Source organism: Janthinobacterium sp. NKUCC06_STL (assembly GCF_019345455.1).
Taxonomy (GTDB): Bacteria; Pseudomonadota; Gammaproteobacteria; order Burkholderiales; family Burkholderiaceae_D; genus Janthinobacterium; species Janthinobacterium rivuli.
Window position 1 is genome coordinate 1 of sequence record NZ_JAHKQY010000016.1, and the last position, 25,120, is coordinate 25,120.

The 25,120-nt window shown below is 63.4% G+C and carries 28 protein-coding genes and 1 pseudogene; 18 read left to right on the top strand and 11 right to left on the bottom strand.

Annotation, left to right across the window (positions count from 1 at the left end):
• Positions 1 to 579 (top strand): annotated as a pseudogene (locus KO539_RS28900) (hypothetical protein); the annotation flags it as partial.
• Between the two features lie 416 nt (positions 580 to 995).
• On the opposite strand, the gene KO539_RS28905 reads toward KO539_RS28900, so the two are convergent.
• Positions 996 to 1,247: a flagellar protein FliT gene (locus KO539_RS28905; protein WP_257626545.1), complete on the bottom strand. Its 252-nt coding sequence runs from the start codon at positions 1,245 to 1,247 to the stop codon at positions 996 to 998.
• Between the two features lie 225 nt (positions 1,248 to 1,472).
• Positions 1,473 to 2,300, bottom strand: a complete 828-nt coding sequence (locus KO539_RS28910; RefSeq protein WP_219313803.1) for an HDOD domain-containing protein — start codon at positions 2,298 to 2,300, stop codon at positions 1,473 to 1,475.
• 139 nt (positions 2,301 to 2,439) lie between these two features.
• Between KO539_RS28910 and KO539_RS28915 the strand changes: the two genes are divergently transcribed.
• The 3 genes from KO539_RS28915 (at position 2,440) to KO539_RS28925 (ending at position 5,574) form a co-directional block, all read left to right on the top strand.
• Positions 2,440 to 4,509, top strand: coding sequence for a M13 family metallopeptidase (locus KO539_RS28915; RefSeq protein WP_257626546.1), 2,070 nt, complete (start codon positions 2,440 to 2,442; stop codon positions 4,507 to 4,509).
• 68 nt (positions 4,510 to 4,577) lie between these two features.
• Positions 4,578 to 5,213, top strand: coding sequence for a bifunctional 2-polyprenyl-6-hydroxyphenol methylase/3-demethylubiquinol 3-O-methyltransferase UbiG (locus KO539_RS28920; RefSeq protein ID WP_219313722.1), 636 nt, complete (start codon positions 4,578 to 4,580; stop codon positions 5,211 to 5,213).
• A gap of 175 nt (positions 5,214 to 5,388) precedes the next feature.
• Positions 5,389 to 5,574 carry a CsbD family protein gene (locus KO539_RS28925; protein ID WP_035825486.1) on the top strand — a complete coding sequence of 62 codons (186 nt, stop codon included), beginning with the start codon at positions 5,389 to 5,391 and terminating at the stop codon, positions 5,572 to 5,574.
• A gap of 77 nt (positions 5,575 to 5,651) precedes the next feature.
• Here KO539_RS28925 and KO539_RS28930 read toward each other — a convergent pair whose 3' ends face one another.
• From KO539_RS28930 to KO539_RS28940, 3 genes are all read right to left on the bottom strand, one after another.
• Positions 5,652 to 7,862: a S9 family peptidase gene (locus KO539_RS28930; RefSeq protein ID WP_219313724.1), complete on the bottom strand. Its 2,211-nt coding sequence runs from the start codon at positions 7,860 to 7,862 to the stop codon at positions 5,652 to 5,654.
• A gap of 191 nt (positions 7,863 to 8,053) precedes the next feature.
• A complete protein-coding gene (locus tag KO539_RS28935) occupies positions 8,054 to 8,893 on the bottom strand; it encodes a PhzF family phenazine biosynthesis protein (RefSeq protein WP_219313726.1) in 840 nt (279 codons plus the stop codon).
• 20 nt (positions 8,894 to 8,913) lie between these two features.
• Positions 8,914 to 10,305: an MATE family efflux transporter gene (locus KO539_RS28940; RefSeq protein WP_219313728.1), complete on the bottom strand. Its 1,392-nt coding sequence runs from the start codon at positions 10,303 to 10,305 to the stop codon at positions 8,914 to 8,916.
• 189 nt (positions 10,306 to 10,494) lie between these two features.
• On the opposite strand from KO539_RS28940, the gene KO539_RS28945 reads away from it, so the two are divergent.
• From KO539_RS28945 to KO539_RS28965, 5 genes are all read left to right on the top strand, one after another.
• Complete coding sequence (locus KO539_RS28945; protein WP_219313729.1) at positions 10,495 to 11,160, top strand: beta/gamma crystallin family protein; 666 nt, start codon at positions 10,495 to 10,497, stop codon at positions 11,158 to 11,160.
• A gap of 242 nt (positions 11,161 to 11,402) precedes the next feature.
• Entirely contained in the window at positions 11,403 to 12,407 is a 1,005-nt protein-coding gene (locus tag KO539_RS28950) for a beta/gamma crystallin-related protein (RefSeq protein WP_219313731.1), read from the top strand.
• 159 nt (positions 12,408 to 12,566) lie between these two features.
• A complete protein-coding gene (locus KO539_RS28955; protein ID WP_219313733.1) occupies positions 12,567 to 13,247 on the top strand; it encodes a beta/gamma crystallin-related protein in 681 nt (226 codons plus the stop codon).
• Between the two features lie 96 nt (positions 13,248 to 13,343).
• Positions 13,344 to 14,264, top strand: coding sequence for a DnaJ C-terminal domain-containing protein (locus KO539_RS28960; RefSeq protein WP_219313735.1), 921 nt, complete (start codon positions 13,344 to 13,346; stop codon positions 14,262 to 14,264).
• Positions 14,265 to 14,267: 3 nt separating this feature from the next.
• Complete coding sequence (locus KO539_RS28965; RefSeq protein WP_034759737.1) at positions 14,268 to 14,579, top strand: MerR family transcriptional regulator; 312 nt, start codon at positions 14,268 to 14,270, stop codon at positions 14,577 to 14,579.
• Between the two features lie 3 nt (positions 14,580 to 14,582).
• Here KO539_RS28965 and KO539_RS28970 read toward each other — a convergent pair whose 3' ends face one another.
• Together KO539_RS28970 and KO539_RS28975 are read right to left on the bottom strand one after the other, a co-directional pair.
• Positions 14,583 to 14,810 (bottom strand): hypothetical protein, encoded by a 228-nt coding sequence (locus tag KO539_RS28970; RefSeq protein ID WP_035825496.1) that lies wholly within the window; start codon positions 14,808 to 14,810, stop codon positions 14,583 to 14,585.
• Between the two features lie 157 nt (positions 14,811 to 14,967).
• The gene (locus tag KO539_RS28975) at positions 14,968 to 15,882 is read right to left on the bottom strand and encodes a LysR family transcriptional regulator (RefSeq protein WP_219313737.1); all 915 of its coding nucleotides are present in this window, start codon (positions 15,880 to 15,882) and stop codon (positions 14,968 to 14,970) included.
• 135 nt (positions 15,883 to 16,017) lie between these two features.
• Here KO539_RS28975 and KO539_RS28980 point away from each other — a divergent pair, with 135 nt between their 5' ends.
• From KO539_RS28980 to KO539_RS30505, 3 genes are all read left to right on the top strand, one after another.
• On the top strand, positions 16,018 to 16,623 hold the full coding sequence (locus KO539_RS28980; RefSeq protein WP_219313739.1) for an FMN-dependent NADH-azoreductase: 606 nt from the start codon (positions 16,018 to 16,020) through the stop codon (positions 16,621 to 16,623).
• Between the two features lie 153 nt (positions 16,624 to 16,776).
• Positions 16,777 to 17,283: a hypothetical protein gene (locus KO539_RS28985; protein WP_219313740.1), complete on the top strand. Its 507-nt coding sequence runs from the start codon at positions 16,777 to 16,779 to the stop codon at positions 17,281 to 17,283.
• Between the two features lie 360 nt (positions 17,284 to 17,643).
• A complete protein-coding gene (locus tag KO539_RS30505) occupies positions 17,644 to 17,787 on the top strand; it encodes a hypothetical protein (RefSeq protein WP_217916871.1) in 144 nt (47 codons plus the stop codon).
• On the opposite strand, the gene KO539_RS28995 is transcribed toward KO539_RS30505, so the two are convergent.
• Positions 17,769 to 18,008, bottom strand: a complete 240-nt coding sequence (locus KO539_RS28995) for a TIGR02450 family Trp-rich protein (RefSeq protein ID WP_219313742.1) — start codon at positions 18,006 to 18,008, stop codon at positions 17,769 to 17,771. The genes KO539_RS30505 and KO539_RS28995 overlap by 19 nt on opposite strands.
• A gap of 72 nt (positions 18,009 to 18,080) precedes the next feature.
• Here KO539_RS28995 and KO539_RS29000 point away from each other — a divergent pair, with 72 nt between their 5' ends.
• Together KO539_RS29000 and pncB are read left to right on the top strand one after the other, a co-directional pair.
• Positions 18,081 to 18,944 (top strand): cysteine hydrolase, encoded by an 864-nt coding sequence (locus KO539_RS29000; protein ID WP_219313744.1) that lies wholly within the window; start codon positions 18,081 to 18,083, stop codon positions 18,942 to 18,944.
• Positions 18,945 to 19,023: 79 nt separating this feature from the next.
• The gene (pncB, locus tag KO539_RS29005) at positions 19,024 to 20,214 is read left to right on the top strand and encodes a nicotinate phosphoribosyltransferase (protein WP_034759704.1); all 1,191 of its coding nucleotides are present in this window, start codon (positions 19,024 to 19,026) and stop codon (positions 20,212 to 20,214) included.
• Positions 20,215 to 20,222: 8 nt separating this feature from the next.
• Here the strand turns inward: pncB and KO539_RS29010 are convergent, their stop codons facing one another.
• The 3 genes from KO539_RS29010 to KO539_RS29020 all read right to left on the bottom strand — a co-directional run bounded on the left by KO539_RS29010 (position 20,223) and on the right by KO539_RS29020 (position 21,525).
• The gene (locus tag KO539_RS29010) at positions 20,223 to 20,522 is read right to left on the bottom strand and encodes an antibiotic biosynthesis monooxygenase (protein WP_035825510.1); all 300 of its coding nucleotides are present in this window, start codon (positions 20,520 to 20,522) and stop codon (positions 20,223 to 20,225) included.
• 83 nt (positions 20,523 to 20,605) lie between these two features.
• A complete protein-coding gene (locus tag KO539_RS29015; RefSeq protein ID WP_219313747.1) occupies positions 20,606 to 21,079 on the bottom strand; it encodes a host attachment protein in 474 nt (157 codons plus the stop codon).
• 26 nt (positions 21,080 to 21,105) lie between these two features.
• The gene (locus KO539_RS29020; protein WP_219313749.1) at positions 21,106 to 21,525 is read right to left on the bottom strand and encodes a hypothetical protein; all 420 of its coding nucleotides are present in this window, start codon (positions 21,523 to 21,525) and stop codon (positions 21,106 to 21,108) included.
• A 171-nt stretch (positions 21,526 to 21,696) separates the two neighbouring features.
• On the opposite strand from KO539_RS29020, the gene KO539_RS29025 reads away from it, so the two are divergent.
• The 4 genes from KO539_RS29025 to KO539_RS29040 all read left to right on the top strand — a co-directional run bounded on the left by KO539_RS29025 (position 21,697) and on the right by KO539_RS29040 (position 25,117).
• Positions 21,697 to 22,278 carry a DJ-1/PfpI family protein gene (locus tag KO539_RS29025; RefSeq protein WP_035825518.1) on the top strand — a complete coding sequence of 194 codons (582 nt, stop codon included), beginning with the start codon at positions 21,697 to 21,699 and terminating at the stop codon, positions 22,276 to 22,278.
• Positions 22,279 to 22,353: 75 nt separating this feature from the next.
• Positions 22,354 to 23,586, top strand: a complete 1,233-nt coding sequence (locus tag KO539_RS29030; protein WP_099400889.1) for a GAF domain-containing protein — start codon at positions 22,354 to 22,356, stop codon at positions 23,584 to 23,586.
• A 32-nt stretch (positions 23,587 to 23,618) separates the two neighbouring features.
• On the top strand, positions 23,619 to 24,266 hold the full coding sequence (locus KO539_RS29035) for a response regulator (protein ID WP_099400890.1): 648 nt from the start codon (positions 23,619 to 23,621) through the stop codon (positions 24,264 to 24,266).
• 155 nt (positions 24,267 to 24,421) lie between these two features.
• Positions 24,422 to 25,117, top strand: coding sequence for a Crp/Fnr family transcriptional regulator (locus tag KO539_RS29040; protein WP_034759676.1), 696 nt, complete (start codon positions 24,422 to 24,424; stop codon positions 25,115 to 25,117).
• Positions 25,118 to 25,120 lie beyond the last annotated feature (3 nt).

The following is a 25,120-nucleotide window of genomic DNA, read 5'->3' on the forward strand; positions in this document are numbered from 1 at the left end:
GGTCTGGTGCGCCCGGCGCGCGTGTTCGTGCCGCCGCCGGTCGCACCCACACCGGCTGCGCCCACGCTGCGTGCGCCGCCGCTGCGCCGCGCCACGGCGCCCGTGGCCGCTTGCGCACCGCAGGCGGATGCCGGGCAGGCGCAAGCGTGCGTGGCGCTGGATGAGAAAAACGCGGCCCTGAATGACAAGCTCGGCGAATTGGAGGGCAAGATCGGCGCCTTGCAAAAGGCGCTGGCTCAGCCCGCTGCCGCCGTTGCGCCGGCTGCGGTGCCGGCCGAGGCACAGGCGCCGCATGCCAAGCCCAAGCCCCTGCACGCGGCGCCAGCCGCTGACAAGAAGGCGGGCGGCAACGGCTTGCTGTGGCTCGGTATCGGCACCGTGGCCTTCCTGTTGCTGACGGCGCTCATCGTGTATGTCGTGCGCAAGCGCAAGCAGACGGCAGTGCCGGGCGCGCCGTCGAAATACTGGGTCTTGCTGCGCAAACCGTTCCGCCGCAAGAAAAAGGATGTGCCCGTGCTGACGGAGGCGGTGGAGGACGGGGCGGCAGCCGAGCCGGAACCGGAGCCGTTCTCGCGTTAATCGTGCTGCAAGGCTGCGCTACAATTTGATATAAAAAAAGATATTGAAAAAAGACATGGATATGCTTGCCAATCGCGTTGCCTATTTCTTAAAGATGGTGTTATGATTAATTCAGTGGACTTGCTCTACGACAAAACAGCCCCAGCCTGGCGCAGTCACCAACGATAGTGTGGCGCGGTAAACAGGTGTAGCGTTGCATAAACGCCTGGGTCTGGAAGCGGTTCGCGATGCCGACGATGTGCTCGCGAACGCCGGATGCAACCGGCAGCGAGGCGACGCCAGGAGATACCTGGGGCTCGCCTTCCAAATTCCCCCTCCTTGTTCCCGAGCGCCGCAACTGCCGCGCTCCTTGCTCAGGCGGTAGATGTAAAAAAAGCACCCGCAGGTGCTTTTGTCGTTTCTGGTGCTGCAGCTTCTTACATGCGGGCGCGCGCGCCCTGCATGGCGCTCGGCAGCTGCGTCATCCACGGTTCCGTGATGGCGCGGATTTCGCGGTCGTTTGCCAGAATTTGCTTGAGCAAGTCGATCTTGCGCAGGCGCGAAGCGCCGGCCAGGGCAGGCACCTTGCCCGTCATGGTCGCGCTGGCGGCGCTGGCGCACTGGTTTTCCAGGGCATCCAAGTCATTCCAGTCGCTCGAACGTGCGGCCACGACCATTTTACTGGTCATTCCTGCAATATTTTCATACATCGAGAGAACGTCGTTGGAGGTCATGAGCACACCCGTAACTAGTGAATGGATTACCGCTTGTCTAGATTAACGGCGTGCTTATCCGGAACTTGAGGGTGTTTTTGAAAAAAAAGTGAAAATAATTTAGCTGATTGCTTGCCGGCCGCCGGAATCGCCCGCAAACCCGCATGGATGCAGGGGCCGGAGATTCCTGCCAGCGTGGATTTATTTGACGAGTTCTTCCAGTCCCGCGCTCAGTTCGGCGGGCGGCGGCATCTTGTCGATCAGCACCGAGGGTGGCAAACCGAGCGCTTCGGCCACGTTGCTGGGGTAGCAGGCGATGATTTCTTCATTGCTCAACGCGTTTTCATCGACGCGGGCGCGCCAGGCGGCCAGGTGGATGATGGCGGCCAGGCGGTTCAGCGGCGCCTTGGCCAGCGGATCGGGAAACGCGGCGATGGCCTCGGCAAAAGCAGGGGGAAACTTCCAGCGGCGCGCCAGTTCGGCGCCCACCTGCGCATAGTCATAGCCCAGGGAAACCCGCTCCGCGTCGAGCCGGCGCGCGTCGAGCGGGGGGGCGATCTTGTCGAGCTGCATGGCTTGCTCGGGCATGGCCGCATGGATCACCAGTTGACCGATCGCATGCATCATGCCGATGGTGAACGCCAGATCCTGGTTGTCGCCCGTCTGTCGGGCGATCCAGCGGGCCGACACGGCGCTGTGCAGGCTGTAGCGCCAGAATTGCGGCAGGTTCAGTCCCGGTACGGTCTTGTAGCCGCTGACCAGGCCCGAACTGATGACGAGGGTGCGCACGGTTACAAAGCCGAGCATCAGCACGGCGTCTTCCACCGTGCCAATGCTGCGCGAGACGTGGTAATACGCCGAGTTGGCCAGCCGCAGCAGCTTGGCGCTCAAGGCCGGGTCCGCTCCCAGCTGGCGGGCGATGTCTTCGGTGGCGATGGCGGGGTTGTCGAAACTGCGCACCAGTTCATCGACGATCTTCGGGGCGGCAGGCAGGGCGTGGGGTTGCTGAAACAGCGCTTCCAGTTGCATGGCAATCTCCTTGGCATTCGCGTGGCGCGGGGTCGTGAAACTATAGGCCGTTTTTTTTGTCCGCATGCAAAAAAATTCCGGGGCGCTTTTTTCATGGGAAACAGGCTATGATTTTGACTATTCCATCGAAAGGATCGCCATGCACGGTTTGCGTTTTTCCTGGTCCCGGATGCCAGTCCAGGCCGCCATCATCCTCGCCCTGGCCGGCGTTTCGCTGGCCGGCTTGCCCGCCCAGGCGCATGGCCAGCCAGCGGCCGCCAGCGCCGTTGTTCCCGCTGCCCCCACGGCCTTGCCCGGCGACGATTTCTACGATTACGTGAATGGCGACTGGCTGCGCGGCACGGTGATTCCCGCCGACCGCAGCAGCTGGGGTTCGTTCGCCATCCTCGCCAACGCCACCAACGAGCGCATCATCGGCCTCGTCGAAGGCTTGTCGGCGGCGCCGCAGGCCGATGCCTCCGCGCGCCAGGTCAGCGATTTTTACCGTTCCTGGATGGATGAATCGGCTATCGAAGCGAAAGGCTGGGCGCCGATCAAGCCGCTGCTGAAGAAAATCGCTGGCATACGCGACCAGGCGGGACTGGCCCGCGCGCTGGGCGAAAGCTTGCGCGCCGATGTCGACCCGCTCAACGCCACCAATTTTTATACGGAAAACCTGTTCGGCCTGTGGGTGGCGCAAGATTTGAACGACACCACGCGCAATGTGGCGTATCTGCTGCAGGGCGGACTGGGCTTGCCTGACCGCGCGTTCTACCAGGGCGACAGCGCCCGCATGCAGGGCTTGCGCGCCGGCTACCAGGCGCATATCGCGGCCATGCTCAAGCAGGCCGGCTACAGCGATGCGCCAGCCCGCGCCGCGCGCGTGTTTGCGCTGGAGCAGCAAATTGCCGCCAGCCACGCCAGCCGCGAGGATTCGGCCGATGTCGCCAAGGGCAATAACGCGTGGCGCGCCGCCGACTTCGCCAGCAAGGCGCCGGGACTCGACTGGAAAGCCTTCTTCCAGGCGGCCGGTCTGGGCCAGCAGACGGATTTCATCGTCTGGCATCCGACGGCCATGACGGGCAGCGCGGCCCTGGTGGGTAGCGTGCCGCTGGCCACGTGGAAGGATTTCCTGGCCTTCCACGCCATCAACCATTTCAGCACGATTTTGCCAAAGGCAGCCGCCGAGCAGCGCTTCGCCTTCTATGGCAGCGCCCTGAGCGGCACGCCGCAGCAGTCGCCGCGCAGCAAGCGCGCACTGGCGGCAACCAACGCGGCCCTGAGCGACGCCGTTGGCAAGCTGTACGTGGAGCGCTATTTCCCGCCTGAATCGAAAGCCCGCGTGCAGGAGATGGTGACGAATATCGTCGCCGCCTTCTCGCGCCGCATCGACAAGCTGGACTGGATGGCGCCCGCCACCAAGGCGCAGGCGCAGGAAAAACTCAAGACCCTGTACGTGGGCGTCGGCTATCCGGAGCGCTGGGACAGCTATGCGGGCTTGCGCGTGGTGCGTGGCGATGCGCTGGGCAATGTGCAGCGCGCGGAACAGTTCCACTATCGCCAGGAGCTGGCCAAGCTGGGCCAGTCGCCCGACCGCAAGGCCTGGGCCATGCCGGCCCAGCTGGTCAATGCCGTCAACCTGCCGCTGCAAAATGCGCTGAACTTCCCGGCCGCCATCCTGCAGCCGCCGTTTTTCGACCCGCAAGCATCCGATGCGGCCAACTATGGCGGCATCGGCGCCACCATCGGCCACGAAATCAGCCACAGTTTTGACGACCAGGGCGCCCAGTTCGACGCCCAGGGCAAGCTGCGCGACTGGTGGACGCCAGCCGACCTGGCGCATTTCCAGACAGCATCCAAGCAATTGGTGGCGCAGTTCGCGGCCTATAAACCGTTCCCCGACCTGGCCGTGAATGGCCAGCTGACCCTGAGCGAAAACCTGGCCGACCTGGCCGGCGTGGCGGCCGCGCATGACGCGTTCACCCTGTCGCAGCAGGGCAAGCCGGTGCAGCCGGGGGCGGACCGCGATTTCTTCATCGGCTATGGCGTGAGCTGGCGCAGCAAGGCGCGCGAAGCGGCGGCGCGCCAGCAAATCCTCACGGATGGCCATGCGCCGGCGCAATACCGTGCCGCCACCGTGCGCAACCTCGACGCCTGGTATCCGGCCTTCGACGTCCAGCCGGGGCAGCAGCTGTACCTGGCGCCGGAGCAGCGCGTGCGCGTCTGGTAGTCATTGACGGTGCCGCACGCCTAGCGCGCCGGCACCGTAAAATGGCGGAACATATCGATAGGACCGCCATGAAGCCGAACCCGCAGCAAGACCCCATCCACGCCATCACCGAACAGACCCTGGCCCATTACGACGCCAGCGCCGAGCAGTTTTTCGAAGGCACGCGCGACCACGACGTCAGCCAGAACATCAGCGCGCTGCTGGCCGCCATCGGCAAGCCGGCGCCGCTGGCGATCCTCGACCTCGGCTGCGGCCCGGGCCGCGATCTGAAAGCGTTCACGGCCATGGGCCACCATGCGACCGGTGTCGATGGCAGCGCCCGCTTCGTCGAGATGGCGCGCGCCTACAGCGGTTGCACCGTGTGGCAGCAGGATTTCGTCGAGCTCGACCTGCCCGCCGTACACTTCGACGGCGTGTTCGCCAATGCCGTGCTGTTCCACGTGCCCAGCGCCGCCTTGCCCGGCGTGCTGCGCGCCCTGTACGCGTGCCTGAAGCCCGGCGGCGTGCTGTTCAGCTCGAACCCGCGCGGGCAGAACCAGGAAGGCTGGAATGGCGCCCGCTACGGCAGCTACCACGACGAAGCGACATGGGCCGCCTACCTGCAGGCAGCCGGTTTCAGCCTGGTCGAGCAGTACTACCGTCCGCCCGGCTTGCCGCGCGAGCAGCAGCCGTGGCTGGCGACGGTCTGGCGCAAAGCGGGCTGATTTCGCGTCATTAGCTGATTTTTGGCATGTGTTAGGAACCGTACATAGTTTTTGCAACCTCAAGCGTAGTATGGACACATCGACACGCAGCAAGCAGTTTGCAACGGCGTGTGAGCCGCAGTACCGGCCCTTCGGGGCAGGACAACAGATGTACCAACTACAGTGAGGATCCATCATGAACAAAGATCAAGTCGAAGGTAAACTGAAGGAAGTCGGCGGTAAAATCCAGGAACAAGCTGGCAAACTGGTCGGCAGCGAAGAACAGCAAGCCAAGGGCCTGGCAAACCAGGTCGAAGGCAAAGTGCAGAAGAAGGTTGGCGACGTCAAGGACGCGGTTGAGACTGTGACTCGCAAGCCATAATTCTGGCAGCAAGAATGTAAAAAAACCGCCGCCTGTCGCGAGACAGGCGGCGGTTTTTTATTTGATGCAGCGCAATCTTACTGTGCTGGCTTCATCAGGTTCTGCTTGAAGAACATCTCGATTTTCTTGTACACGTGGCGCTGGCCCGCGCGCGACGAGATGCCGTGCTTGGCGCCCGGATACGTCATCAGGTCGAATTGCACGCCACGGTTCACCAGCGCGTCGATCAGTCGCGTGCTGTTGCTGAACAAAACGTTATCGTCGGCCATGCCGTGCACCAGCAGCAGCGGCGACTTCAGGCCGTCGAGGTGGGCGAACACGGTGCTGGCCTTGTAGCCATCGACGTTTTCCTTCGGCATGCCGAGGAATTGCTCCGTGTAGTGGGTGTCGTACAGCGACCAGTCGGTGACGGGCGCCACGGAAACACCCATGGCGATCTTGTCGGACGCGGCCGACAGCAGACGCAAGGTCATGAAGCCGCCGTAGCTCCAGCCGAACACGCCGATGCGTTTCGCATCGACGAAGCTTTGCTTGCCCAGCCAGTCGATGCCGACCAGCTGGTCCGCCACTTCGGCCGCGCCCAGATTATGATAGATGGCATCCGTGAACGCGCGCTCGCGGCGCGACGAACCGCGGTTATCGAGGCGGAAGACGACGAAGCCCTGCTGTGCCATGTACTGGTCGAAGTTGTTGCCCCAGCGGCGCGCCACGTGCTGCGAGTGCGGGCCGCCATACGTCGACAGGTAGACGGGATAGCGCTTACTTGCGTCGAAGTTCGACGGCTTGACGATGGAGTAATACAGCGTCTGGCCATCGTTGGCCTTCAAGGTGCCGTACTCCGTTGGCAGGTGGTCCGCCTTGTACTTGGCGTACGGGTGGCTGGCGTTCAGCGCGTTTTCTTCCAGCCAGCCCACCATGGCGCCATCCGGACGGCGGATGCTCACTTGTGGCGGCGTGGCCGGATCCGAATACGTGTCGACGAAGACTTCGCCATTGCGCGAGAACGTCGTGTCGTGCCAGCCGTCGGCTTTCGTCACGCGCTGCGGCTTGTCGGCCGTGCTGCCATCGAGGGCCAGAGCGTAGGTTTGCTTGTCGATCACGGCGTCGCGGTTTGACGCGACGAACACTTTACCGGTCTTCTGGTTCACGGCCAGCACGCTGTCGATGCCCCATGCGCCGGAAGTGACCGGGTGCAGCAGCTTGCCGCTCATGTCGTACAAATACAGATGGTTGCGGCCCGTGCGCTCGGACGACCACAGGAAGGTGCCGTTCGACAGGAAGCGCAGGTCGTCATGGATGCTGACCCAGGTTGTCGACGTTTCCGTCAGCAGGGTGCGTTGCGCCAGCGTGCTTGCATCGACGGCCACCAGGTCGAGGGTCTTCTGGTCGCGCGACTGGCGCTGGTACACGAGCGACTTGCTGTCCGCACTCCAGTCGGCGCGCACCAGGTAGATGTCCGGGTTCGTGCCCAGGTCCACCTGGCGCTGCGCGCCCGTTTCCGGCGAGACGATCAGCAGCTGCACCAGCACGTTCGGGTCGCCGGCGGCAGGGTAGCGCTGCTCGACGACGTCGGTGCGGTCGGCGAAGATTTCAAAGCGGCGCACGACGGGCACGGGTGCCTCGTCGTAGCGCTTGTAGGCGATGGCGGAATCGTCGGGCGCCCAGTAGTAGCCGGTGCGCTGGCCCATTTCTTCCTGCGCCACGAATTCGGCTTCGCCGTTGCGGATGGTGCCCTTGCCATCGGTCGTCAGCTGGCGTTCCTGGCCCGACTTCAGGTCGATCACATAGATATTCTGGTCGCGCACGAACGACACATAGCGGCCTTTCGGCGAGATTTTTGGATCGAGCACATTGCCCTTGGCGACCAGGCGCGCCTTGTCCGGGTGGGCCGCGTCGACCAGGTACAGATTGCCGGCCAGCGGCACCAGCAGCTGCTTGCCGTCCGGCGACCAGCTGTAGCTGAGAATGCCGTTCAGGCTGGCCGTGCGCTCGCGTTCGCGGCGCGCCTGCTCTTCGGGCGAGATCGTTTCATTCGGCACCAGCGCCTTCGAGTCGATCAGGCGGTGCGTGCTCTTGTCCTTCAGCTTGAATTCCCACAGGTCGAGCTGGAACTGGTTGTCCGCGCGGCCGCGCAGGAACGTGACTCTCTCGCCATCGGGCGAGACCTTCAGGTTGCGCACGCCGGGGCCGGCCAGCGCCGGATCGGCGTGAATGCGTTCCAGGGTCAGCTTTTCAGCCGATGCGGGAACGCTGGCCATCGCGGCCAGAAAACAAAGAATAAAACGCATGGATGTCTCGGTAGTTGGAAGGATGAAGGGCACTGCATGCATAGGCGAACTTGAGCGTTGCCTAAGCGTAAGACGATACCAGAGCATGCATGTTTATGCGATAGCCCCGGCCACGGAATATGGGGGCGCTGGCCGTATTTCCTTCGCTGGAAATATCCGATAGCCGCCCATTCCATGGCGCTTTATGCGGTTCAGGCCAATATCGACCCTGCGATCACGGTCAGGCACGCGCCGCCTATCCATGCCTGGCCATCGCGGAAATGGATGGACACGCGGCCGTCGCGTTGCAGGCAGGTGCCCTGGCGGACGCTGTAGTCGCCACCGGCCAGCAGCTGTGCGATGCAGGCATTGGCGCTGCCCGTGACGGGGTCTTCCACCAGCGCGCCATGTTCGCTGAGCAGCGCGCGCACTTCGTAGTCGGCCGGTCCGCCTGCTGCGTGCGGGCCGTACAGCGCCAGGCCATCGGTCCCGGAGGCGGCCAGCAAGGCCGTCAGCGCGGCGATATCGGCGCGTACGGCCATGCATACGGCGGCGCTTGCCAGCGGCACGCACAGCCAGCGGATCCCCATGTCGACGACGGTGCCGGCAGCGGCTGGCGTGCCGGCCAGCGCTGTTTGCAGCAGGGGCAGCAGAGTGGGTTCGAGCGCGCGCGCCGTGCAGGGCGGCGCCTGGAACGCCAGCACGCCGCCCGCATGCAGCTCGATCTGCACCAGGCCGACGCCGCATTCCTGCACGATGTGCGCGCCTTTCGGCTGCAGGCCCGCATCGAGCAGGGCGTGCGCCGTGCCCAGGGTCGGGTGGCCGGCAAACGGGAATTCCGTCTCGGGCGAAAAGATACGCACGCGGTAGTCGGCGGCGGGATCGCGCGCCGCCAGTACGAAGGTGGTTTCCGACAAGCCGGTCCAGCGCGCAATCGCCTGCATCTGCGCGTCATCCAGGCCGTCGGCGTCGAGCACCACCGCCAGCGGATTGCCCTGGAAGGGCACGCTGCTGAAGACATCGACTTGCCTGAAGGGGCGCGGTTGTGGCATGGCTGTTCCTTGCAGGAGGGTCAGGCGGCACGCAGGCGCTGCAGCGACAGCCGGTTCAGATACCACGTCAGCAGCACGGCCGCCACCGTCAGGCCCGTCACCAGGCCGATCCAGAAGCCGGCGGCGGCCATCGGCTCGGCCGGCGACCAGATGAAGCCTTGCGGCGCGAGGCCCAGCACGTAGCCGATCGGCAGCGAGAAGCCCCAGAAGGCCAGCAGCTGGATCAGCATCGGCTGGCGCGTCACCTTGTAGCCGCGAATCGCGCAGGACGTGGCGACCTGCGTCGCGTCGGACAGCTGGAACAGGGCGGCGAACAGCAGCAGCTGCGCGCACAGGGCCTGCACTTGCGGATCGGATGTATAGGCTTGCGCGATCTGGTGGCGGAAGACGGTGATGACGGTGGCCGAGACGATGGCCGCCGTCAGCGACATGGCCACGCCTACCCATGAAATGAAGCGGGCCTTGCGCAAATTGGCTTCGCCCACGGCATGGCCCACGCGCGTGACGAGCGCGATGCCAAAGGTGAGCGGCACCATGAAGACGACGGACGAGAAATTCAGGGCGATCTGGTGCGCCGACACCTGGATCACGCCGAAGCGCGCCACCAGCAGGCTGATGACGCCAAAGGCGCTCACTTCGGCAAAGTAGGTCACGCCGATGGGCAGGCCCAGGCGCAGCATGGGGCCGATGGACGACAGCTGCGGCCTTTCCCAGTGCGTGAACGGATACGTGGCGCGGTAGGCGGGCGCGATCCTGATCCAGGCCAGCATGGCCAGCAGCATCATCCACACGCAGCAGGTGGTGGCCACGGCGCAGCCCACGCCACCCATCTTCGGCATGCCCCAGTGGCCGTAGATCAGCAGGTAGTTGACGAGGATATTGAGGCCCAGCGCGGCCAGCGCGATGACCATCACGGGCTTGGTCTGGTTGATGCTGGTGCTGTAGCCGTACAGCGCGCGGTAGGCGGCGAACGGCGGCAGCGCGCAGCTGATGATGTGCACGAATAGCTTGGCCTTGGATGCCACGGCGGGTTCGAGCATCAGGTGGTCGAAGACCAGCGCCGCCATGTTCGTCAGCAGGCAAGCCACCAGGCCCACGAGCAGCGCCTTCCACAGCGACTGGCGCACGATGTGCGGCACCTTGTCGTGGCGCGCGGCGCCGATTTCATGCGCGACCAGGGTATTGATCGCCATCATGATGCCGCTCACGGTGACGAGCACGATGGACCAGATGGCCGCGCCCAGCGACACCGCCGCCAGTTCCTCGGGATTCGTATGCCCCGTCATCGCCACATCGGCCGCGCCCATGCCGACGGTGGCCAGCTGGCCGATCAGGATGGGCCAGGCCAGCTTCCACAGCGATGAGACTTCAGTGCGGATGGCAGGCAGGGTGAACGAGGTGGTGTGTGGCATGGCGGCAAGCTTGACGAAACACAAGATTCTACCGGCATTCGCCGTGCTTGTCCGCCGTGGCCCCGCGAGGGGCCGGGCGCGGTAATCATTTGTTACAGCTAAATGGGCCAGTCGCGGCTAGACTGCGTGCTCTATTTGGCAAGATGACCAAATAGTCACACCGTACTATCCTGACTATGGAGCAAGACCATGCTGAGACACACCCTGAACTGCGCCCTGCTGCTGGGCGCCGCCATGACGGCCGAACTGGCCGGCGCCGGCGAACTGACTCTGTATTCGCGCGACGATTATCACGGCCGCTCGCAGACCGTGCGCGATACGGTCGCCGACCTGGAAGACGTCCGTTTCAACGACACGACGCAAAGCATCCGCGTGCGCTCGGGCCGCTGGGAAGCGTGCGAAGAAGCCGATTTTCGCGGTGATTGCTTCCTGCTCGAGGCGGGCGAGTATCCATCGCTCGATGAACGCGCCAACAAGATCACCTCGCTGCGCGAAGTGCGCGACGGCTGGGGTGGGCATCCGGGCCGCGATCGTGACCGTGGGCGAGATCGGGACGGCCGCTGGGAACGCGACCGGGAGCACGGCCATTTGCCGGGGCGCTCGCTGGGTGGCGAACTGACCTTTTACACGCGCGACGATTTCGCCGGCCGCAGCTTGAGCGTGCGCAACTCTTCAGCCGACTTGCGCGAGCGCGATTTCAACGACACGGTGCAAAGCGTGCGCGTGCGCTCCGGCTATTGGGAAGTGTGCGAGGACGTGGGCTTCCGCGGCCGTTGCCGCACCCTGGAACCCGGTGAATACGCGAGCCTGGAACGCATGAGCAACCGCATCTCGTCGGTGCGCGAAGTGCGCTGACGCCAGACTGGCAAGCGTAGCCGGTCCCTGCCGGGGCCGGCTATTGCTTTTAGTAACAATTTATTGTGCTTTTCCCATACTTTGTTACACCGTTTTTTTCTGCGGATGGTTACACTGGCATCAGTTGTCATGTCGATCATTTGTCTTGAGCGACCTTCCGTGGGGGAGGGCGCTTGTTACAATGGCATCCTGGCGTTTTGGCCAGGCAAATCATCACCAAAGAATGAAGAATGGAGTTAATCATGACGGGCCCTCTCAAACACACGCTGGCATGCGCGGCGACCTTGCTGCTCTCGCTGGGGGGCCATGCGGCCGCCCATGCGGGCGAGATCACCCTGTTCCAGGATGACAATTTCCGTGGCCGCGCCGTGACCCTGCGCGAAACGGCGGACAACCTGTCGCCCCAGGGCTTCAACGACAAGGTGTCGAGCATCGTGGTGCGTTCAGGAACCTGGGATGTCTGTACCGATGCCGGCTTCCGCGGCAGGTGCAAGACCCTGGGGCCGGGCGAGTACGCCTCGATGCCTGGCATGAACGACGCCATCAGTTCAGTGCGCGAAACGGGGCGCGGCGATGGCTACAATCCGGGACGCCCGGGGCGCGATCCGGACCGTGGCAATGGCGGCTATGGCCGTGGCGGCAGCCTGGAAGTGTATTCGGGCGCGGGCCAGAATGGCGGCTCGGCGCGCCTGAACCGCGATACGGACGATTTCGTCGGCATCGGTTTCAATGACCGCACCACGAGCATCGTCATCCATAACGGCTACTGGCAACTGTGCAGCGACTCGAACTACCAGGGCACTTGCCGCATTTTCGGCCCCGGCCGCCACGACGACCTGGGGCGCGGTCTTGACGGGCGCGTGTCGTCGGCGCGCATGGTCGACGAGCGCGAAGCGCGCCGCCAGCAGCAGTACGATAACCAGTACCAGCGGCCGCAGTACGAGCAGCAGTACCCGCAATATCAACAGCCGCAATACCAGCAGCCGCAGTACCAGCAGCGCGGCGCCGTGCTGCTGTTCCCCGAGGCGGGCATGCGCGGCGAACCGCTGGCGCTGGAGCGCAACGCGGAGGACTTGGTGCGCTTCAATTTCAATGACCGCGCCTCGTCCATCATCGTCAATGAGGGCCAGTGGGAAGTGTGCAGCGATTCGAACTTCCGTGGCCGCTGTGAAGTGATCGGGCCGGGCGAGTATGGCCGACTGAACGCCATGGAAAACCAGATTTCCTCGCTGCGCCGCGTACGCTGACCGCGTCCCTGCGCCGTGCTGACAGGCCGCCTGCCGGGAATACCCGCCAGGCGGTTTTTTACATTCCCAGCCGTGTGATGACATTTGCTTGCCCTTTGTTACACTCGCCGCCTGCCGCCTGGACTACACTGGCGAAAATGTCTCAGTATTGGAGTTGTCATGGTTCGATCTTTCCGCCCCGCGCTGCTGTGCGCCGCCACCTTCCTTGCCCCGCTTGCCGCATCGGCGGGCGAAATCACCCTGTTCCAGGATGCCGGTTTCCGCGGCCGCCCCGTCACCCTGCGTTCCGATGCGGCAGAGTTGTCGCGCATGGGCTTTAACGACAAGACCTCGAGCATCATCGTGCGCTCGGGTACCTGGGAAGTATGCAAGGACGCCAATTACCGGGGCAATTGCCGCACTCTGGGGCCGGGCCGCTACGACACCATGCCGGGCATGAACGACGCCGTTTCCTCCGTGCGCGAAGTAGGCCGCCCGGGCCATGGCGGCGGCGATCACCGTCCCTACCCGCCACGCCCGCCGCGTCCGGAGCCGGAACGTCCTCATCCCGGCTACCCCGGCCACGGCGGCGGCCACCGTCCCGACATGAATGGCGCCGTGCTGCTGTTCCCCGATGCCGGCATGCGCGGCCGGCCCGTGCGCCTGGACCGCGAGGTGCACGACTTGAACCGCTATGGTTTCAACGACCGCGCCGAATCGCTCGTCGTCAATTACGGCCGTTGGGAATTCTGCGTCGACGCCAACTTCCGCGGCCGCTGCGTGGTGATGGGACCGGGCAGCTACGGCCGCCTGCACGGTGGCCTCGACCGCCGCATTTCCTCGCTGCGCCGCGTGCGCTGATTCCGCGGCCGGGCAGCGTTGTATTGTGCACACGCTGTCCAGCGCCCAATTCGTGTACTCTTCCTATAGGCAGTTCAACCATGGGGAGCAGGCACGGTGGAATACAAGGACTATTACAAGGAGCTTGGCGTCGAGAAGACGGCGACCGAGGCCGAGATCAAGAAGGCGTACCGCAAGCTGGTACGCAAATACCATCCCGACGTGAGCAAGGAACCGGACGCCGACAAGCGCACCAAGGCCTTGAACGAGGCTTACGGCGTGCTGGGCGACGCGGAAAAGCGCGCCGCCTACGATGAACTGGGCCGTAACCAGGGCGCGCAGGGCCAGCCATTCCGCCCGCCGCCGGACTGGGGTGCGGGCTACGAATCGTCGGGCGCCGACGACAGCGACTTCTTTGCCGACCTGTTCGCCCACGTGGGCGGGCGCCGCCGTGCCGGCGGCAGTTTCCAGATGCAGGGCGAGGACAGCCACGCCGCCATCACCATCGATCTGCAGGACAGCTTCCAGGGCGCCAAGCGCCACATCGTCATGCGCGTGCCCGAAGCGGATGCGCAAGGCCACGTGGTGACGCGCGAACGCACCCTGGAAGTGACGATACCGAAAGGCGTCACGGAAGGACAGCAGCTGCGCATGAAGGGGCAGGGCAATCCCGGCAGCGGCGGCGCGCCCGCCGGCGATCTGTACCTGGAGATCCGCTTCCGGCCCGATGCGCGCTACAAGGTGGAGGGGCGCGACGTGTTCGAGACGGTACCTGTCACGCCATGGGAAGCGGCACTGGGCGGCGCAATCGACGTGCCCACGCCATCGGGCACGGTGTCCGTCACCGTGCCACCCAATTCGCAGACGGGGCGCAAGCTGCGCCTGAAGGGGCGCGGTATTCCCGCCGCCCAGCCGGGCGACCTGTATCTGCTGCTGGAAGTGGTGCTGCCGCCGGCGAACGACGACAAGGCGCGCGAACTGTATGCAACCATGGCGCGCGAGATGGCTTTCAATCCGCGCCAGAAGCTGGGAGGGTAAATCATGACTAACAAGGTAATTGGCGAATTGCTGGAAGACCGTGCCCTGAGCCTGGAAGAACTGGCGCGCGCCTGCGCCGTGGAGCCGGACTGGGTGGTGCAGCATGTGCAGACGGGCGTGCTGCTGCAGGACGGCCCGCCGGCGGGGCAGCTGACGGCCTGGCGCTTCACCAGCCTGGACCTGGTGCGCGCGCGCCGCCTGCACGAAATCGAATCCGTGTTCGACGCGAACGCCGAACTGGCCGCGCTGGTGGTCGATCTGTCGGAAGAAGTGGCGCGTTTGCGCCGCCGCCTGCACGTGCTGGGTGTCGAGTAGTTTTTATTCAGGCTCGCCGTGCCGCTGCACGGTGAGCCTGCCGATATAAAACTGCCCGTCGACGACGACCCGGTGCGGGATGCCGGCCACGTCGAAGCCGGGGCCGCCGTCTTCCATCCATTCCTGCGCCAGTGAATCAAATTGCTGCGGCGTCATGCGCAGCATCTGCGCCGTGATGACGAAGCGCGCACCCGGTTTTTGTTTGTTGACGAAGTCGTCGATGCCGGCCATGTGAATCTCTTCAAGGTTGTGTCTGAAATCGGGGTCAGACCCCCGGACACGTTGGCACTGAGCTTTGCGTTGGCGGTGTTGAGGGACTCGGCGTCCCCGTCTGACCCCAGCAGTTGTTTGGGGCTTGCCCACGCATGATACCCCCCCGCGCGCGCATCTAGAAGACTTGTTCCAGCAACGGCAACTGCTCCGCAAAACGTTCAGTGAGCCACTTGCCCGCCTGCCCCGGCGGCGTGTCGGCGCGCTGGATCAGATAAATCGGGTAATTCTCGCCATTGTCGACAGCCAGCGGCAGGTGCACCAGGCGGCCTTCGGCCAGGTCCTCGCGCACCATCGCCTCGGGCATATTGCCCCAGCCAAGTCCGGCGCGCAGCAGCGCGTGCTTGGAGCCGAGGTCGCCCAGGCGCCAGTTGCGCAATCCCAGCACGCCGAAATCCTGGCCCTGCGTCAGCACGCTGCGGTCGCTGAGCACCAGCTGCACGTGTTCGCGCGCCACGTTGGACGCGATCGGCCCGGCCAGCTGCGCCAGCGCGTGGCTGGGGGCGGCCACGGGAATCAGGCGCACGTGGCCCACGGCCAGGCGTTCGAAGACGCTGGCCGTGGACGTCATCCAGCCACCGAGGCCGATGTGGCAGCTGCCATCCATCACCAGCTGCGCCACGGCGCCCATCGCTTCGATGCGCAAGCGCAGGGCGACGGTGGGGAACTGCGCCTGGAACGCTTCGAGCACGCGCACCAGCACGCAGGTGGGAAACATCACGTCGACCACCACCGACACTTCCGCTTCCAGCCCGCCGGCCAGCGCCTTGGCGCGCGCGCGCATGCCATCGACCTTCAAGGCCACGGCACGCGCATCGGCCAGCAGGGCCTTGCCCGCGTCCGTCAGGGTGGGCTTGCGCTTGCCACGGTCGAGCAGCACCACATTCAGTTGTTCTTCCAGGTTGGCGATGGTGTAGCTGATCACCGACTGCGTGCGGTGCAGCTGGCGCGCCGCGTGGGCGAAGCCGCCCGCGTCGATGACGGCGACGAACACGCGCAACTGGTCGAGCGAAGGCTGGCCCGGTTCTCTCATGCTGGCTCCATATCTAGAAATTCGATGCTAATCATTTATATTTACACGGTTTCATCGATAGTAGACCCGAACTATGATGTGTGCAAGTGCAGCAAACGCCGCACCCCCCATCTATCGTTCTTGAAGGAGTGCATCATGGCAAACGTACTACACATCAATAGCAGCGTGCGCAACAGCGGTTCCCTGTCGCGTCAATTGTCGGGCGAATTCGTCGCCAAACTGGCCGCGCAAGGCGACACCATCGTCGTGCGCGATCTGGCGGCGCAACCGGTGCCGCACCTGACGGAAGAGGTGATGGGCGCCTTCTTCACGCCGGCCGAGCAGCGCAGCGCGCAGTCGGCAGCGGCCGTGCAATTGTCCGATACCCTGGTCGATGAATTGCTGGCCGCCGACGTGCTGGTGCTGGCCGCGCCCATGTACAATTTTTCCGTGCCGTCGACCCTGAAGGCGTGGATCGACCATGTGGCGCGCGCGGGCCGCACCTTCCAGTACACGGCCAATGGTCCCGTTGGCCTGGCCACGGGCAAGAAAGCCGTGATTTTCACGGCCAGCGGCGGCGTCTACAGCGAAGGCCCTGGCGCCGCGTATGACTACCTGAGTACCTATCTGCGCACGGCGCTGGGCTTCATCGGCATCACCGACATCGAGTTCGTGCAAGCCGAAGGCGTGGCCATGGGCGAGGACGCCGTCGCCAGCGCCGTCGCCAAGGGCCGCGCGTCGATCGAGGCCCTGGCTGCCTGAGTTTGGTGACGCTCTAGTTCCAATGGGGGATTGCCAATCTAATATGGTTGGCATAAGCTTGCCGGCGGCACGCCCCGTGCTAGCCCGGCGAGCCGTTCGCCATGAAAGTCCCTCATGCACAAGTTGGCCAGCGCAGTACTGTTCGGATGTTCTTTGTTTTCAGCAGGCATTGCGCTGGCACAGACGGCACCGGTGGCGCCGCCCCACGTGGGCCGCCATGCCTCCACGCCCGAGGATATCCGCGCCATCGAAAAAGTCGTCGCCGACTTCCAGGCGGCGCTGATCGCCAAGGACGTCAAGCTGCTGTCGTCGCTGCTGCTGCACACGAACATCCTGTTCGCCTCGCCGGCCGATGACGCTTTCATCCAGAAAATGCGCGACACGACGGACGTCCACTTCGACGGCGTCGCGGCGGCCGGCTACGTCGGTTTCGCCAACTACATCAAACGCGAACCCCTGCGCACGGAAGAAAAATTCTACAACGTCAAGATCACCCAGGACCGCCATGTGGCGTGGGTCAACTTCGACTACGAATTTCTCGTCGGCGATAAATTGTCCAACTATGGCGTCGAAGCGTGGCAGATGGTCAAGCGCGATGGCCAATGGAAAATCCTCAGCGTCGTCTGGTCCATGCATGCCGCCGCCGAGGCGGCGAAATAGGGCAGGCGCCTGCGGCGTTCAGTACAGAGTTGCCTTCTCATAATTTTTTCGCATCGTCTATACTTTCAGTGGGCGTGCCGCCATGCCTGGAAACCAGGCAGGCGTTCCAGTTTTTCCCTGTGCCGCGTAATAAAAAGCAGATAAGTAGGTGAGTATCCTGAGCAAGCGCGATTGCATGTATTCCAACCCTACGCCGGGTAGGGCCGTTGAGACAGGCTACCCGGGGATGTCATTTTTGGAGCAAACATCGTGCCGATAAAGTACGTTGATACGTATGAAATAAATTACACGGCGGAACCCTTACGCGGTTGCAAACTGTGGGGCGCCTATGTGTCCCTGTACACCCCCTCGAACAATCCCATGCACAGGAACAATATCGTCAAAAAGCACCGCGTGCTGGCCGACCATCCGTTCGCGACGGAAGCCGAAGCCGTCAGCGAAGCGGCCGAGGTGGCATTGCAGCTGGTCGAGCGGCGCCAGCGCCGTTATGTCTTCCACCCCTGATGCCATTGCGCCGCATCCTGTAGCGCGCGCCAGGGCAGGATCTGCACTCTGCCCGAATGCACGGCTTCCAGCTCCACGTGCGTGACGGGTTCATCCGGCGTGGCCGCGGCGCACACCTTGATGACGAGGAAGTGCTTCTCCTTGTTGGCCGGTGTCACGGCCGTCCATTTGCTGTTGAGTAATTTGTTTGGACGCAAGTTATTACGATCTGGAAGATGCATGGCGGATACTGGATTGGCGTGATGGCGATGTTGCCATTATCATGCAAGTTCCCGCCACGCACGAGGACCGCCATGAAACGCCAGTTGCACCTGCTCGTCATCGACCCGCAAAACGATTTTTGCGACTTGCCCGCCGAATGGCTGCCGCCAGGTGCCGCACCGGCGCTGGCCGTGCCCGGCGCCCACGCCGACATGCTGCGCGTGGCGCAGCTGATACTCGAAGGGGGCAATGGCCTGACGCAGATCAGCGTAACCCTCGACGCCCACCACCGCTACGACATCGCCCACCCGGCCTTCTGGCGCACGGGCGATGGCGGCGCCGTGCCGCCGTTTACGCAGATCACTGCCCGGCAAGTGCGCGACCGATTGTTCCTGCCCGCCGCCAGCGATGCCCTGCCGCGCGCGCTGGCCTACCTCGATGCCTTGCAGCAAGCGGGGCGCTATCAGCTGATGGTGTGGCCCGTGCATTGCGAGATCGGCAGCTGGGGGCAAAATATCCATGCGGCCGTGCGCGCCGCCTACAATGCCTGGGAAGTGGATCACCTGCAAGTGGTCGCCAAGCTGAGCAAGGGTTCCAATCCGTGGACCGAGCATTACTCGGCCGTCATGGCGGAGGTGCCCGATGCGCAGGATGCGGCCACCCAGCTGAACCTGGATTTCCTCGCCACCCTGCTGCCGGCGCAGCAGATTTATATCTGCGGCGAAGCGGGCAGCCATTGCGTGAAAGCCAGCACCGAGCACATCGCCGACTACCTGGAAGCGCAGCAAGGCAAGCCAGCCCTGTCGCGCCTGGTCTTGCTGACGGACTGCATGAGTCCCGTCACGGGCTTTGCAGCGCAGCAGCGCGACTTCCTTGCCGCCATGCACGAGCGCGGCGCGCGGCTGGCGACATCCGCCGACGTCTTGTCTGAACTGCTGGCCAACGCAGGCAATTGATGCTGTCCTGCAAGCGGACCCTGCTGAAATGCTTGCAGTGGCGTACTATTCTGGCTTCAGGAAGTTGGAGAAAACACACATGACCCCGATAGTGCGCAGTTTGCTGGAAACCGATCTGTATAAATTTACAATGTGGCAAGCCTTGCTGCACGGTCATCCGAATACCCATACCGAATACGAATTTGTCTGCCGCAACGCCACCGCTTTTCCCCTGGCCGAACTGAAGGGCGAGCTGGAAGAGCAGCTCGACCACCTGTGCTCGATGTCGTTTGCCGACGACGAGCTGGCCTATCTGCGCACCCTGCGCTTCATGAAGAGCGACTTCGTCGACTTTTTGACCGTGTTCCGCTTCCAGCGCAAGTTCATCGACGTGAGCACGGATGGCGACACCTTGCTCGTGCACGCGGCCGGGCCGCAAGTGCATGTGATGGGCTTCGAGATTTTCGTGCTGTACATTATCAACGAACTGTATTTCCGCCGTTTCGACCTCGACGCCGCCATGCGCGAAGGGCGCCACCGCCTGGGCTTGAAAGTGGAAGCCGTCAAGGAATTCGGCAAGCTGCCGCGGCGCAAGCATCCGTTTGAATTTTCCGATTTCGGCGTGCGCCGGCGTTTTTCCGGCGCCTGGCACGACGAGGTGGTGCAGCGCCTGGCGCGCGACGTGCCCGAGTATTTCAAGGGCACGTCGAATGTCTACCTGGCAAAAAAGCTGGGTATCGTGCCAATCGGCACCATGGCGCATGAGTACATGCAATCGTTCCAGTCCTTCGGCGTGCGCCTGCGCGATTTTCAAAAGGCGGCACTGGAAGACTGGGTGCAGGAATACCGGGGCGACCTGGGCATCGCCCTGACGGACGTGGTGGGCATGGATGCGTTCCTGGCCGATTTCGACCTGTATTTCGCCAAGCTGTTCGACGGCTTGCGCCACGATTCGGGCGACCCCGTCGAGTGGGGCGAGAAGGCGCTGGCGCACTACGCGGCCCTGCGCATCGACGCCAATACCAAGCGCCTCGTGTTTTCCGACGGCCTGGACCTGGACAAGGCCTTCGCCCTGTACCAGCACTTCGCCGACCGCATCATGACGGGCTTTGGCATCGGCACCAATCTCACCAACGACGTCGGTTTGACGCCGCTCAACATCGTCATGAAACTGGTGCGCTGCAATGGCCAGTCCGTGGCGAAATTATCGGATTCGCCGGGCAAGACCCTGTGCAAGGATGAAACTTTCCTCGCGTATTTGCGGCAGGTCTTCCACCACCCCGCAGTGTAGGTGCCTGTCTAGAACCCCGTCACCACCGTATCCATGTGCTCGACCTGCGGCGGTGCGGCGAAAAATTCACCGACCAGGCCGCGCCATGCCTGGAAGTCCTCGCTGCCGCGGAAATGCACGGTATGGTCTTCCAGGGTGGTCCAGCCGACTACCAGGCGGTAGGCGTCGCCGTTTTCGATCGAGCGCTCCAGACGCATCGATTCGCAGCCGCGTGCGCGCTGGAACAGGGGGACGGCTTTCGTCACGGCCGCTTCGAAGGCAGCGTGCGTGGCTGATTTGATCTGGATGTGGGCAATTTCAAAAATCATGGCAAGTTCCGGTTTTGAAAGAAAGAATGCAGATCTTGCCACAGATTGTGCCTGCTTGCGGAGGGCGCCGGGCCGCATGCCATTCAGCTGCCGCCGCCGTTCCTGTCCAGCGCTTGCTGCAGATAGGCTTCCAGTTGCGGCACGTTCATGCTGGCGACATCCCTGGCAAGGGCATGGTTGAGCCGTTTTTTCACCTGGGCATCGAGCCTTAGACGCAATTGTCCCAGGAACTTCGGCGCGGCGACCAGGCACAGCTTGCTGTAGCGCCGTTGCTGCAGGCTCTGCTGCAACACCTGCGCGATCTGCCGGGCAAACTGTTCGTTCGCATGCTCGACGGGTGTCACCTGTGGCTCGGCCGTGTGCGCCTGCGTGCCCGCTTGCGTACCGGCGCGCATGCCGCTGCCGAAGCGTCCGCTGGCGTCGCTGTTCAAGGCGTTATCGTTGTCACGGCCCGCCGGATTGACAAAGTCTTGCAGCTCGCCCAGCTGGTTTTGCTGTCCCAGCGCAAACAGCCGCGCGCGGCTGCTGTCGGCCACGAGCACCCATGTGACGTCCATCTCGTTCTCCTTGCTGTGCACCCCTGCTAGCGCGACAGGGCCGCCACGCCGCCGTGCCTGTCCTGGCCGCAGCGGGCCGTGCGCTGTTCGATATCGTTGCCGCCGCACGCTTGCACGATGGCGTGCGCGCGTTCTTGCTCATCGGCATGGCGCGTGGCCACCACCAGGCGCACCATGCCGCGAAACGCCGTCTTGCCATAGTTGCGCCGGTACATATGGTTGTCGCCGCCGAACAGGGCATTGATCACGCGTTCCAGCCGGCTGGTGAGGGTGTCGCGATTGCCGACCGTAAAATTGCCCTGCACGGGGCCGGCCTCGTCGTCGCCCGCGTCCAGTTGCACGGCGTGAGCGGGAAAACCTTCGGCCAGCAGCCGGTTGCGGGCGCGCTCGGCATCGGGCAAGTGGTCGAAGATACGTATGAGGATATTGCCGCTGCTGCTGTCCATGGCCCGGCCTTTCAAGGAGGTGTGCTTGATTTGACCGGCGAGGCTGCAAATAATTCTGCCTCAGCCTGTAAAATCCTCGATCAAGGCGCAAAAGTTTGATAAATATCCAGTATGGTTGCCAAGTCGCGCTAAGATACGCCTTGCGGCATCAATCTTTCATAGGAGAACTAAATGGCAGCGAAGAAAATTCTGTTTTTGACCGGCGATTTTGCAGAAGATTATGAAACGATGGTGCCGTTCCAGGCCCTGCTGATGCTCGGCCATACCGTGCATGCCGTCTGCCCCGGCAAGAAAAGCGGCGAGACGATCAAGACGGCTATCCACGATTTCGAGGGCGACCAGACCTACACGGAAAAGCCGGGCCATCTGTTCACCCTGAACGCCAGCTTCGACGAGATCGACCCGGCCGACTATGACGCCGTGATGATCGCCGGCGGCCGCGCGCCCGAATACCTGCGTCTGAACAAGAACGTCATCGCCGCCGTGCGCCATTTCGCCGAGGCGGGCAAGCCCGTCGCCGCCGTCTGCCATGGCGCGCAATTGCTGGCCGCCGCCGACGTCATCCGTGGCAAGCGCATTTCCGCCTATCCCGCCTGCGCGCCGGAAGTGACACTGGCGGGCGGCACGTATGCCGACATCGCCGTCACGGACGCTGTCACGGATGGCCAGTTCGTCACGGCGCCTGCCTGGCCTGCGCATCCGGCCTGGCTGGCGCAGTTCGTCAAACTGCTCGGTACCGAGATCCGTTTGTAACCCGTTTGTAACCTTTATCAGCCCGGCAGGCCGCAGCGCTTGCCGGGCGCACCACTTTTCAGATTCGAGTTCTTCATGCATGCGCCGCGCAGTCAACCTTCCCGCAAACAACTTCCAGCGTCGCGCTGGCGCCAGCGCCGCCTGGCGCAAGCCGCATCGGGCCTGAGCGCCGCGCAGGAACGCCAGCTGGCCACCCTGCACGAGATTTCCACCTTGCTGGCGGGACAGCACGCCATCGACGCGCTGTGCCGTGGCTTCCTGCGCCATGTGATGCAGTTCGCGCAGGCCGAAGGCGGCACCGTGCGCATCCTCGATCCGCAGCAGGACACCGTGCACATCATCGTGCACGAGGGCATTTCCGACGCCATGGTGGAAGAGGAGCACTGCATCCGCAACAACGATTGCCTGTGCGGCGCGGCCGTGGCGCAGGGCGTGATCCAGATCCGCGATTTCCGCCAGGTCGATGCGCTGCAGCGCTATCGTTGCCAGGACGAAGGTTTCATCGCCATCGCCGTCTTTCCCATCCTTGCGCGCGAACAGGTCGTCGGCAGTTTTTCGCTGCACTTTGCGCGCCCGCAAGCCGTGCAGGCGCAGCAGCAGGGCTGGCTGGAAACGCTGGGCCAGAGCCTGGGCATCGCCATTGAAAACCAGCGCCTGATCGCGCGTGAAAAGGAATTTGCCGTGGCGCGCGAACGCAGCCTGCTGGCCGAAGGCTTGCATGACAGCATCGCGCAAAGCCTGAACTTCATCAGCCTGCAAGTGCAGATGCTCGACGATTCCGTGCGCCGCGGCCAGCTCGACGAAGCGGCCGAAGTATTGCCGCTGATGCGCATGGGCGTCGAACAAAGCTACCAGGACGTGCGCGAATTGCTGGTCAATTTCCGCACGCGCTGGCATGGCAGCGACCTCGAAAGCAAACTCAGCGAAGTGCTGGCCAAGTTCGAGCTGCAGACGGGTGTCGTCGGTACCCTGGAGATGAGCGGCAACGGCGCGCCGCTGGCTCCCGAGCAACAACTGCAGATATTGTTCATCGTGCAGGAAGCGCTGTCGAATATCCGCAAGCATGCGCAAGCGAGCAACGTGGCGCTGCGCGTGGACAACGGGCGCGATTTTGCGCTGCAGGTGCGCGACGATGGCGAAGGCTTCGCCGCCAACCTGCGCGACAAGAAAACGGAATTGCAGATCGGCTTGCGTATCATGCAGGAAAGAGCCGAGCGGCTCGGTGCGCAATTTGCCATCGACAGCACGCCCGGCGGCGGCACGACGATCTCGCTGGCCTTGCCGGCAGCCCGGCGCCAGGCCGCGTAACAAATGAATCATCTTTATCAGGCAACAAACACGTGAACGCACCAATCAAAATCCTGCTGGTCGACGACCACACCTTGCTGCGCAGCGGCGTCAAGCTGCTATTGCAGCGCAATCCTCAATTCCAGGTGGTGGGCGAGGCATCGAACGGGCTCGACGGCGTGCGCCTGACGGCCGAACTGCGGCCCGATGTGGTGCTGATGGACTTGAACATGCCCGGCGTGTCCGGCGTCGAGGCACTGCAGCTGATCCTGCAGGACCTGCCGCAGATGGTGGTGCTGATGCTGACCGTGTCGGAAAACGCGGCCGACCTCGGTGCGGCCCTGCGCGCCGGTGCGCGCGGCTACCTGCTGAAAAATATCGAGGCCGAGCAGCTGGGGCAGGCCATTTGCCGCGCCGCCGCCGGCGAATCCGTGATTGCCGACGCCATGACGGCCAAGCTCGTGTCGCAGTTCCGCGCGGGGCAGAACGCGCCCCAGGAAGACTATGACAAACTGACGCCGCGGGAACGCGAAGCCATGGCCTGCCTGGCGCAAGGACTGAGCAACAAGGAAATCGCGCGCCAGCTCGACGTGGCCGAAAGCACGGTGAAAATCCACGTGCAAAACATCCTCAAAAAGCTTAAGCTCAGCAGCCGCGTGCAGATCGCCGTCTACGCGGTCGAGCGCGAATTGAGCAAATAAAGATCAAACAAAGTGCAAATAGTGCGCAAGCAATGCGCGATTGTTTGATCTGCATGGCGTTCCGGCCTAGACAACCCTAGTTCCTTTGACGTATGGCCTTGACCGTGCCGGCCCATTACACTCTTAGTCATTCGCTAATCTAATAAGAGAGTGTCATGCATAAGGTCAACGTCGATGGCTTGCTATCGAGCCAGGCTCTGTTCCGCCATATTTCCCCTTCGCAATTAGAGCAATTGCGCCAGGATGTCGTGCGTGTTGAAGTGGAAAAAGGCAAAGTGCTGTTCCGCAAGGGCGAAGTGGCGGAAGGCGCCTATGTGGTGGTTTTCGGCCTCGTCAAGCTGAGCGTGTTTTCCATGGAAGGGACCGACAAGGTACTGGAACTGATCCGTCCGGGCCAGAGCTTCGGCGAAGCCATGATTTTCCTCGATGAACCGTATCCATTCTGCGCCGAAGCGCTCGAGCACTGCTTGCTGCTGCGCATCCCGCCGCACGCGCTGCTGCGCCTGCTGGACCAGTCGCCGCGCATCGCGCGCCAGATGATGAACAGCCTGTCGCACCATCTGATGGGTTTTATCCGCAACGTGGAGCGCTGCTCCGTGCAGAACGCCACCCAGCGCGTGGTCGAGTATCTGTTGCAGGCCTCGGACCAGCAGCGTTCGAACGAGGTCAAGCTGGACCTGAAGAAAAGTTTGCTGGCATCGTTCCTGAACCTGGCGCCCGCCACCCTGTCGCGCGTGCTGCACCAGCTGACGGACTTGCACCTGATTAAAGTCAGCGGTTCGCTGATCCAGATCCAGCCCGATGCCTTGAAAACCTACCGCCATGGTTCCGCCACGGCCATGCTGAATTAAGCG

Excerpts from the sequence above, each read along its gene's own strand:
- pncB (WP_034759704.1), top strand. The coding sequence starts at position 19,024 with ATGACCCCGATAGTGCGCAGTTTGCTGGAAACCGATCTGTATAAATTT.
- KO539_RS29020 (WP_219313749.1), bottom strand. The coding sequence starts at position 21,525 with ATGGACAGCAGCAGCGGCAATATCCTCATACGTATCTTCGACCACTTG.
- KO539_RS28915 (WP_257626546.1), top strand. The coding sequence starts at position 2,440 with ATGCACGGTTTGCGTTTTTCCTGGTCCCGGATGCCAGTCCAGGCCGCC.
- KO539_RS29025 (WP_035825518.1), top strand. The coding sequence starts at position 21,697 with ATGGCAGCGAAGAAAATTCTGTTTTTGACCGGCGATTTTGCAGAAGAT.
- KO539_RS28930 (WP_219313724.1), bottom strand. The coding sequence starts at position 7,862 with ATGCGTTTTATTCTTTGTTTTCTGGCCGCGATGGCCAGCGTTCCCGCA.
- KO539_RS28955 (WP_219313733.1), top strand. The coding sequence starts at position 12,567 with ATGGTTCGATCTTTCCGCCCCGCGCTGCTGTGCGCCGCCACCTTCCTT.
- KO539_RS28980 (WP_219313739.1), top strand. The coding sequence starts at position 16,018 with ATGGCAAACGTACTACACATCAATAGCAGCGTGCGCAACAGCGGTTCC.
- KO539_RS29040 (WP_034759676.1), top strand. The coding sequence starts at position 24,422 with ATGCATAAGGTCAACGTCGATGGCTTGCTATCGAGCCAGGCTCTGTTC.
- KO539_RS28945 (WP_219313729.1), top strand. The coding sequence starts at position 10,495 with ATGCTGAGACACACCCTGAACTGCGCCCTGCTGCTGGGCGCCGCCATG.
- KO539_RS28970 (WP_035825496.1), bottom strand. The coding sequence starts at position 14,810 with ATGGCCGGCATCGACGACTTCGTCAACAAACAAAAACCGGGTGCGCGC.
- KO539_RS28920 (WP_219313722.1), top strand. The coding sequence starts at position 4,578 with ATGAAGCCGAACCCGCAGCAAGACCCCATCCACGCCATCACCGAACAG.
- KO539_RS28940 (WP_219313728.1), bottom strand. The coding sequence starts at position 10,305 with ATGCCACACACCACCTCGTTCACCCTGCCTGCCATCCGCACTGAAGTC.
- KO539_RS29000 (WP_219313744.1), top strand. The coding sequence starts at position 18,081 with ATGAAACGCCAGTTGCACCTGCTCGTCATCGACCCGCAAAACGATTTT.
- KO539_RS29015 (WP_219313747.1), bottom strand. The coding sequence starts at position 21,079 with ATGGACGTCACATGGGTGCTCGTGGCCGACAGCAGCCGCGCGCGGCTG.
- KO539_RS29010 (WP_035825510.1), bottom strand. The coding sequence starts at position 20,522 with ATGATTTTTGAAATTGCCCACATCCAGATCAAATCAGCCACGCACGCT.
- KO539_RS28995 (WP_219313742.1), bottom strand. The coding sequence starts at position 18,008 with ATGCATCTTCCAGATCGTAATAACTTGCGTCCAAACAAATTACTCAAC.
- KO539_RS28925 (WP_035825486.1), top strand. The coding sequence starts at position 5,389 with ATGAACAAAGATCAAGTCGAAGGTAAACTGAAGGAAGTCGGCGGTAAA.
- KO539_RS28950 (WP_219313731.1), top strand. The coding sequence starts at position 11,403 with ATGACGGGCCCTCTCAAACACACGCTGGCATGCGCGGCGACCTTGCTG.
- KO539_RS28965 (WP_034759737.1), top strand. The coding sequence starts at position 14,268 with ATGACTAACAAGGTAATTGGCGAATTGCTGGAAGACCGTGCCCTGAGC.
- KO539_RS28935 (WP_219313726.1), bottom strand. The coding sequence starts at position 8,893 with ATGCCACAACCGCGCCCCTTCAGGCAAGTCGATGTCTTCAGCAGCGTG.
- KO539_RS28905 (WP_257626545.1), bottom strand. The coding sequence starts at position 1,247 with ATGACCAGTAAAATGGTCGTGGCCGCACGTTCGAGCGACTGGAATGAC.
- KO539_RS29030 (WP_099400889.1), top strand. The coding sequence starts at position 22,354 with ATGCATGCGCCGCGCAGTCAACCTTCCCGCAAACAACTTCCAGCGTCG.
- KO539_RS28975 (WP_219313737.1), bottom strand. The coding sequence starts at position 15,882 with ATGAGAGAACCGGGCCAGCCTTCGCTCGACCAGTTGCGCGTGTTCGTC.
- KO539_RS28910 (WP_219313803.1), bottom strand. The coding sequence starts at position 2,300 with ATGCAACTGGAAGCGCTGTTTCAGCAACCCCACGCCCTGCCTGCCGCC.
- KO539_RS30505 (WP_217916871.1), top strand. The coding sequence starts at position 17,644 with ATGCACAGGAACAATATCGTCAAAAAGCACCGCGTGCTGGCCGACCAT.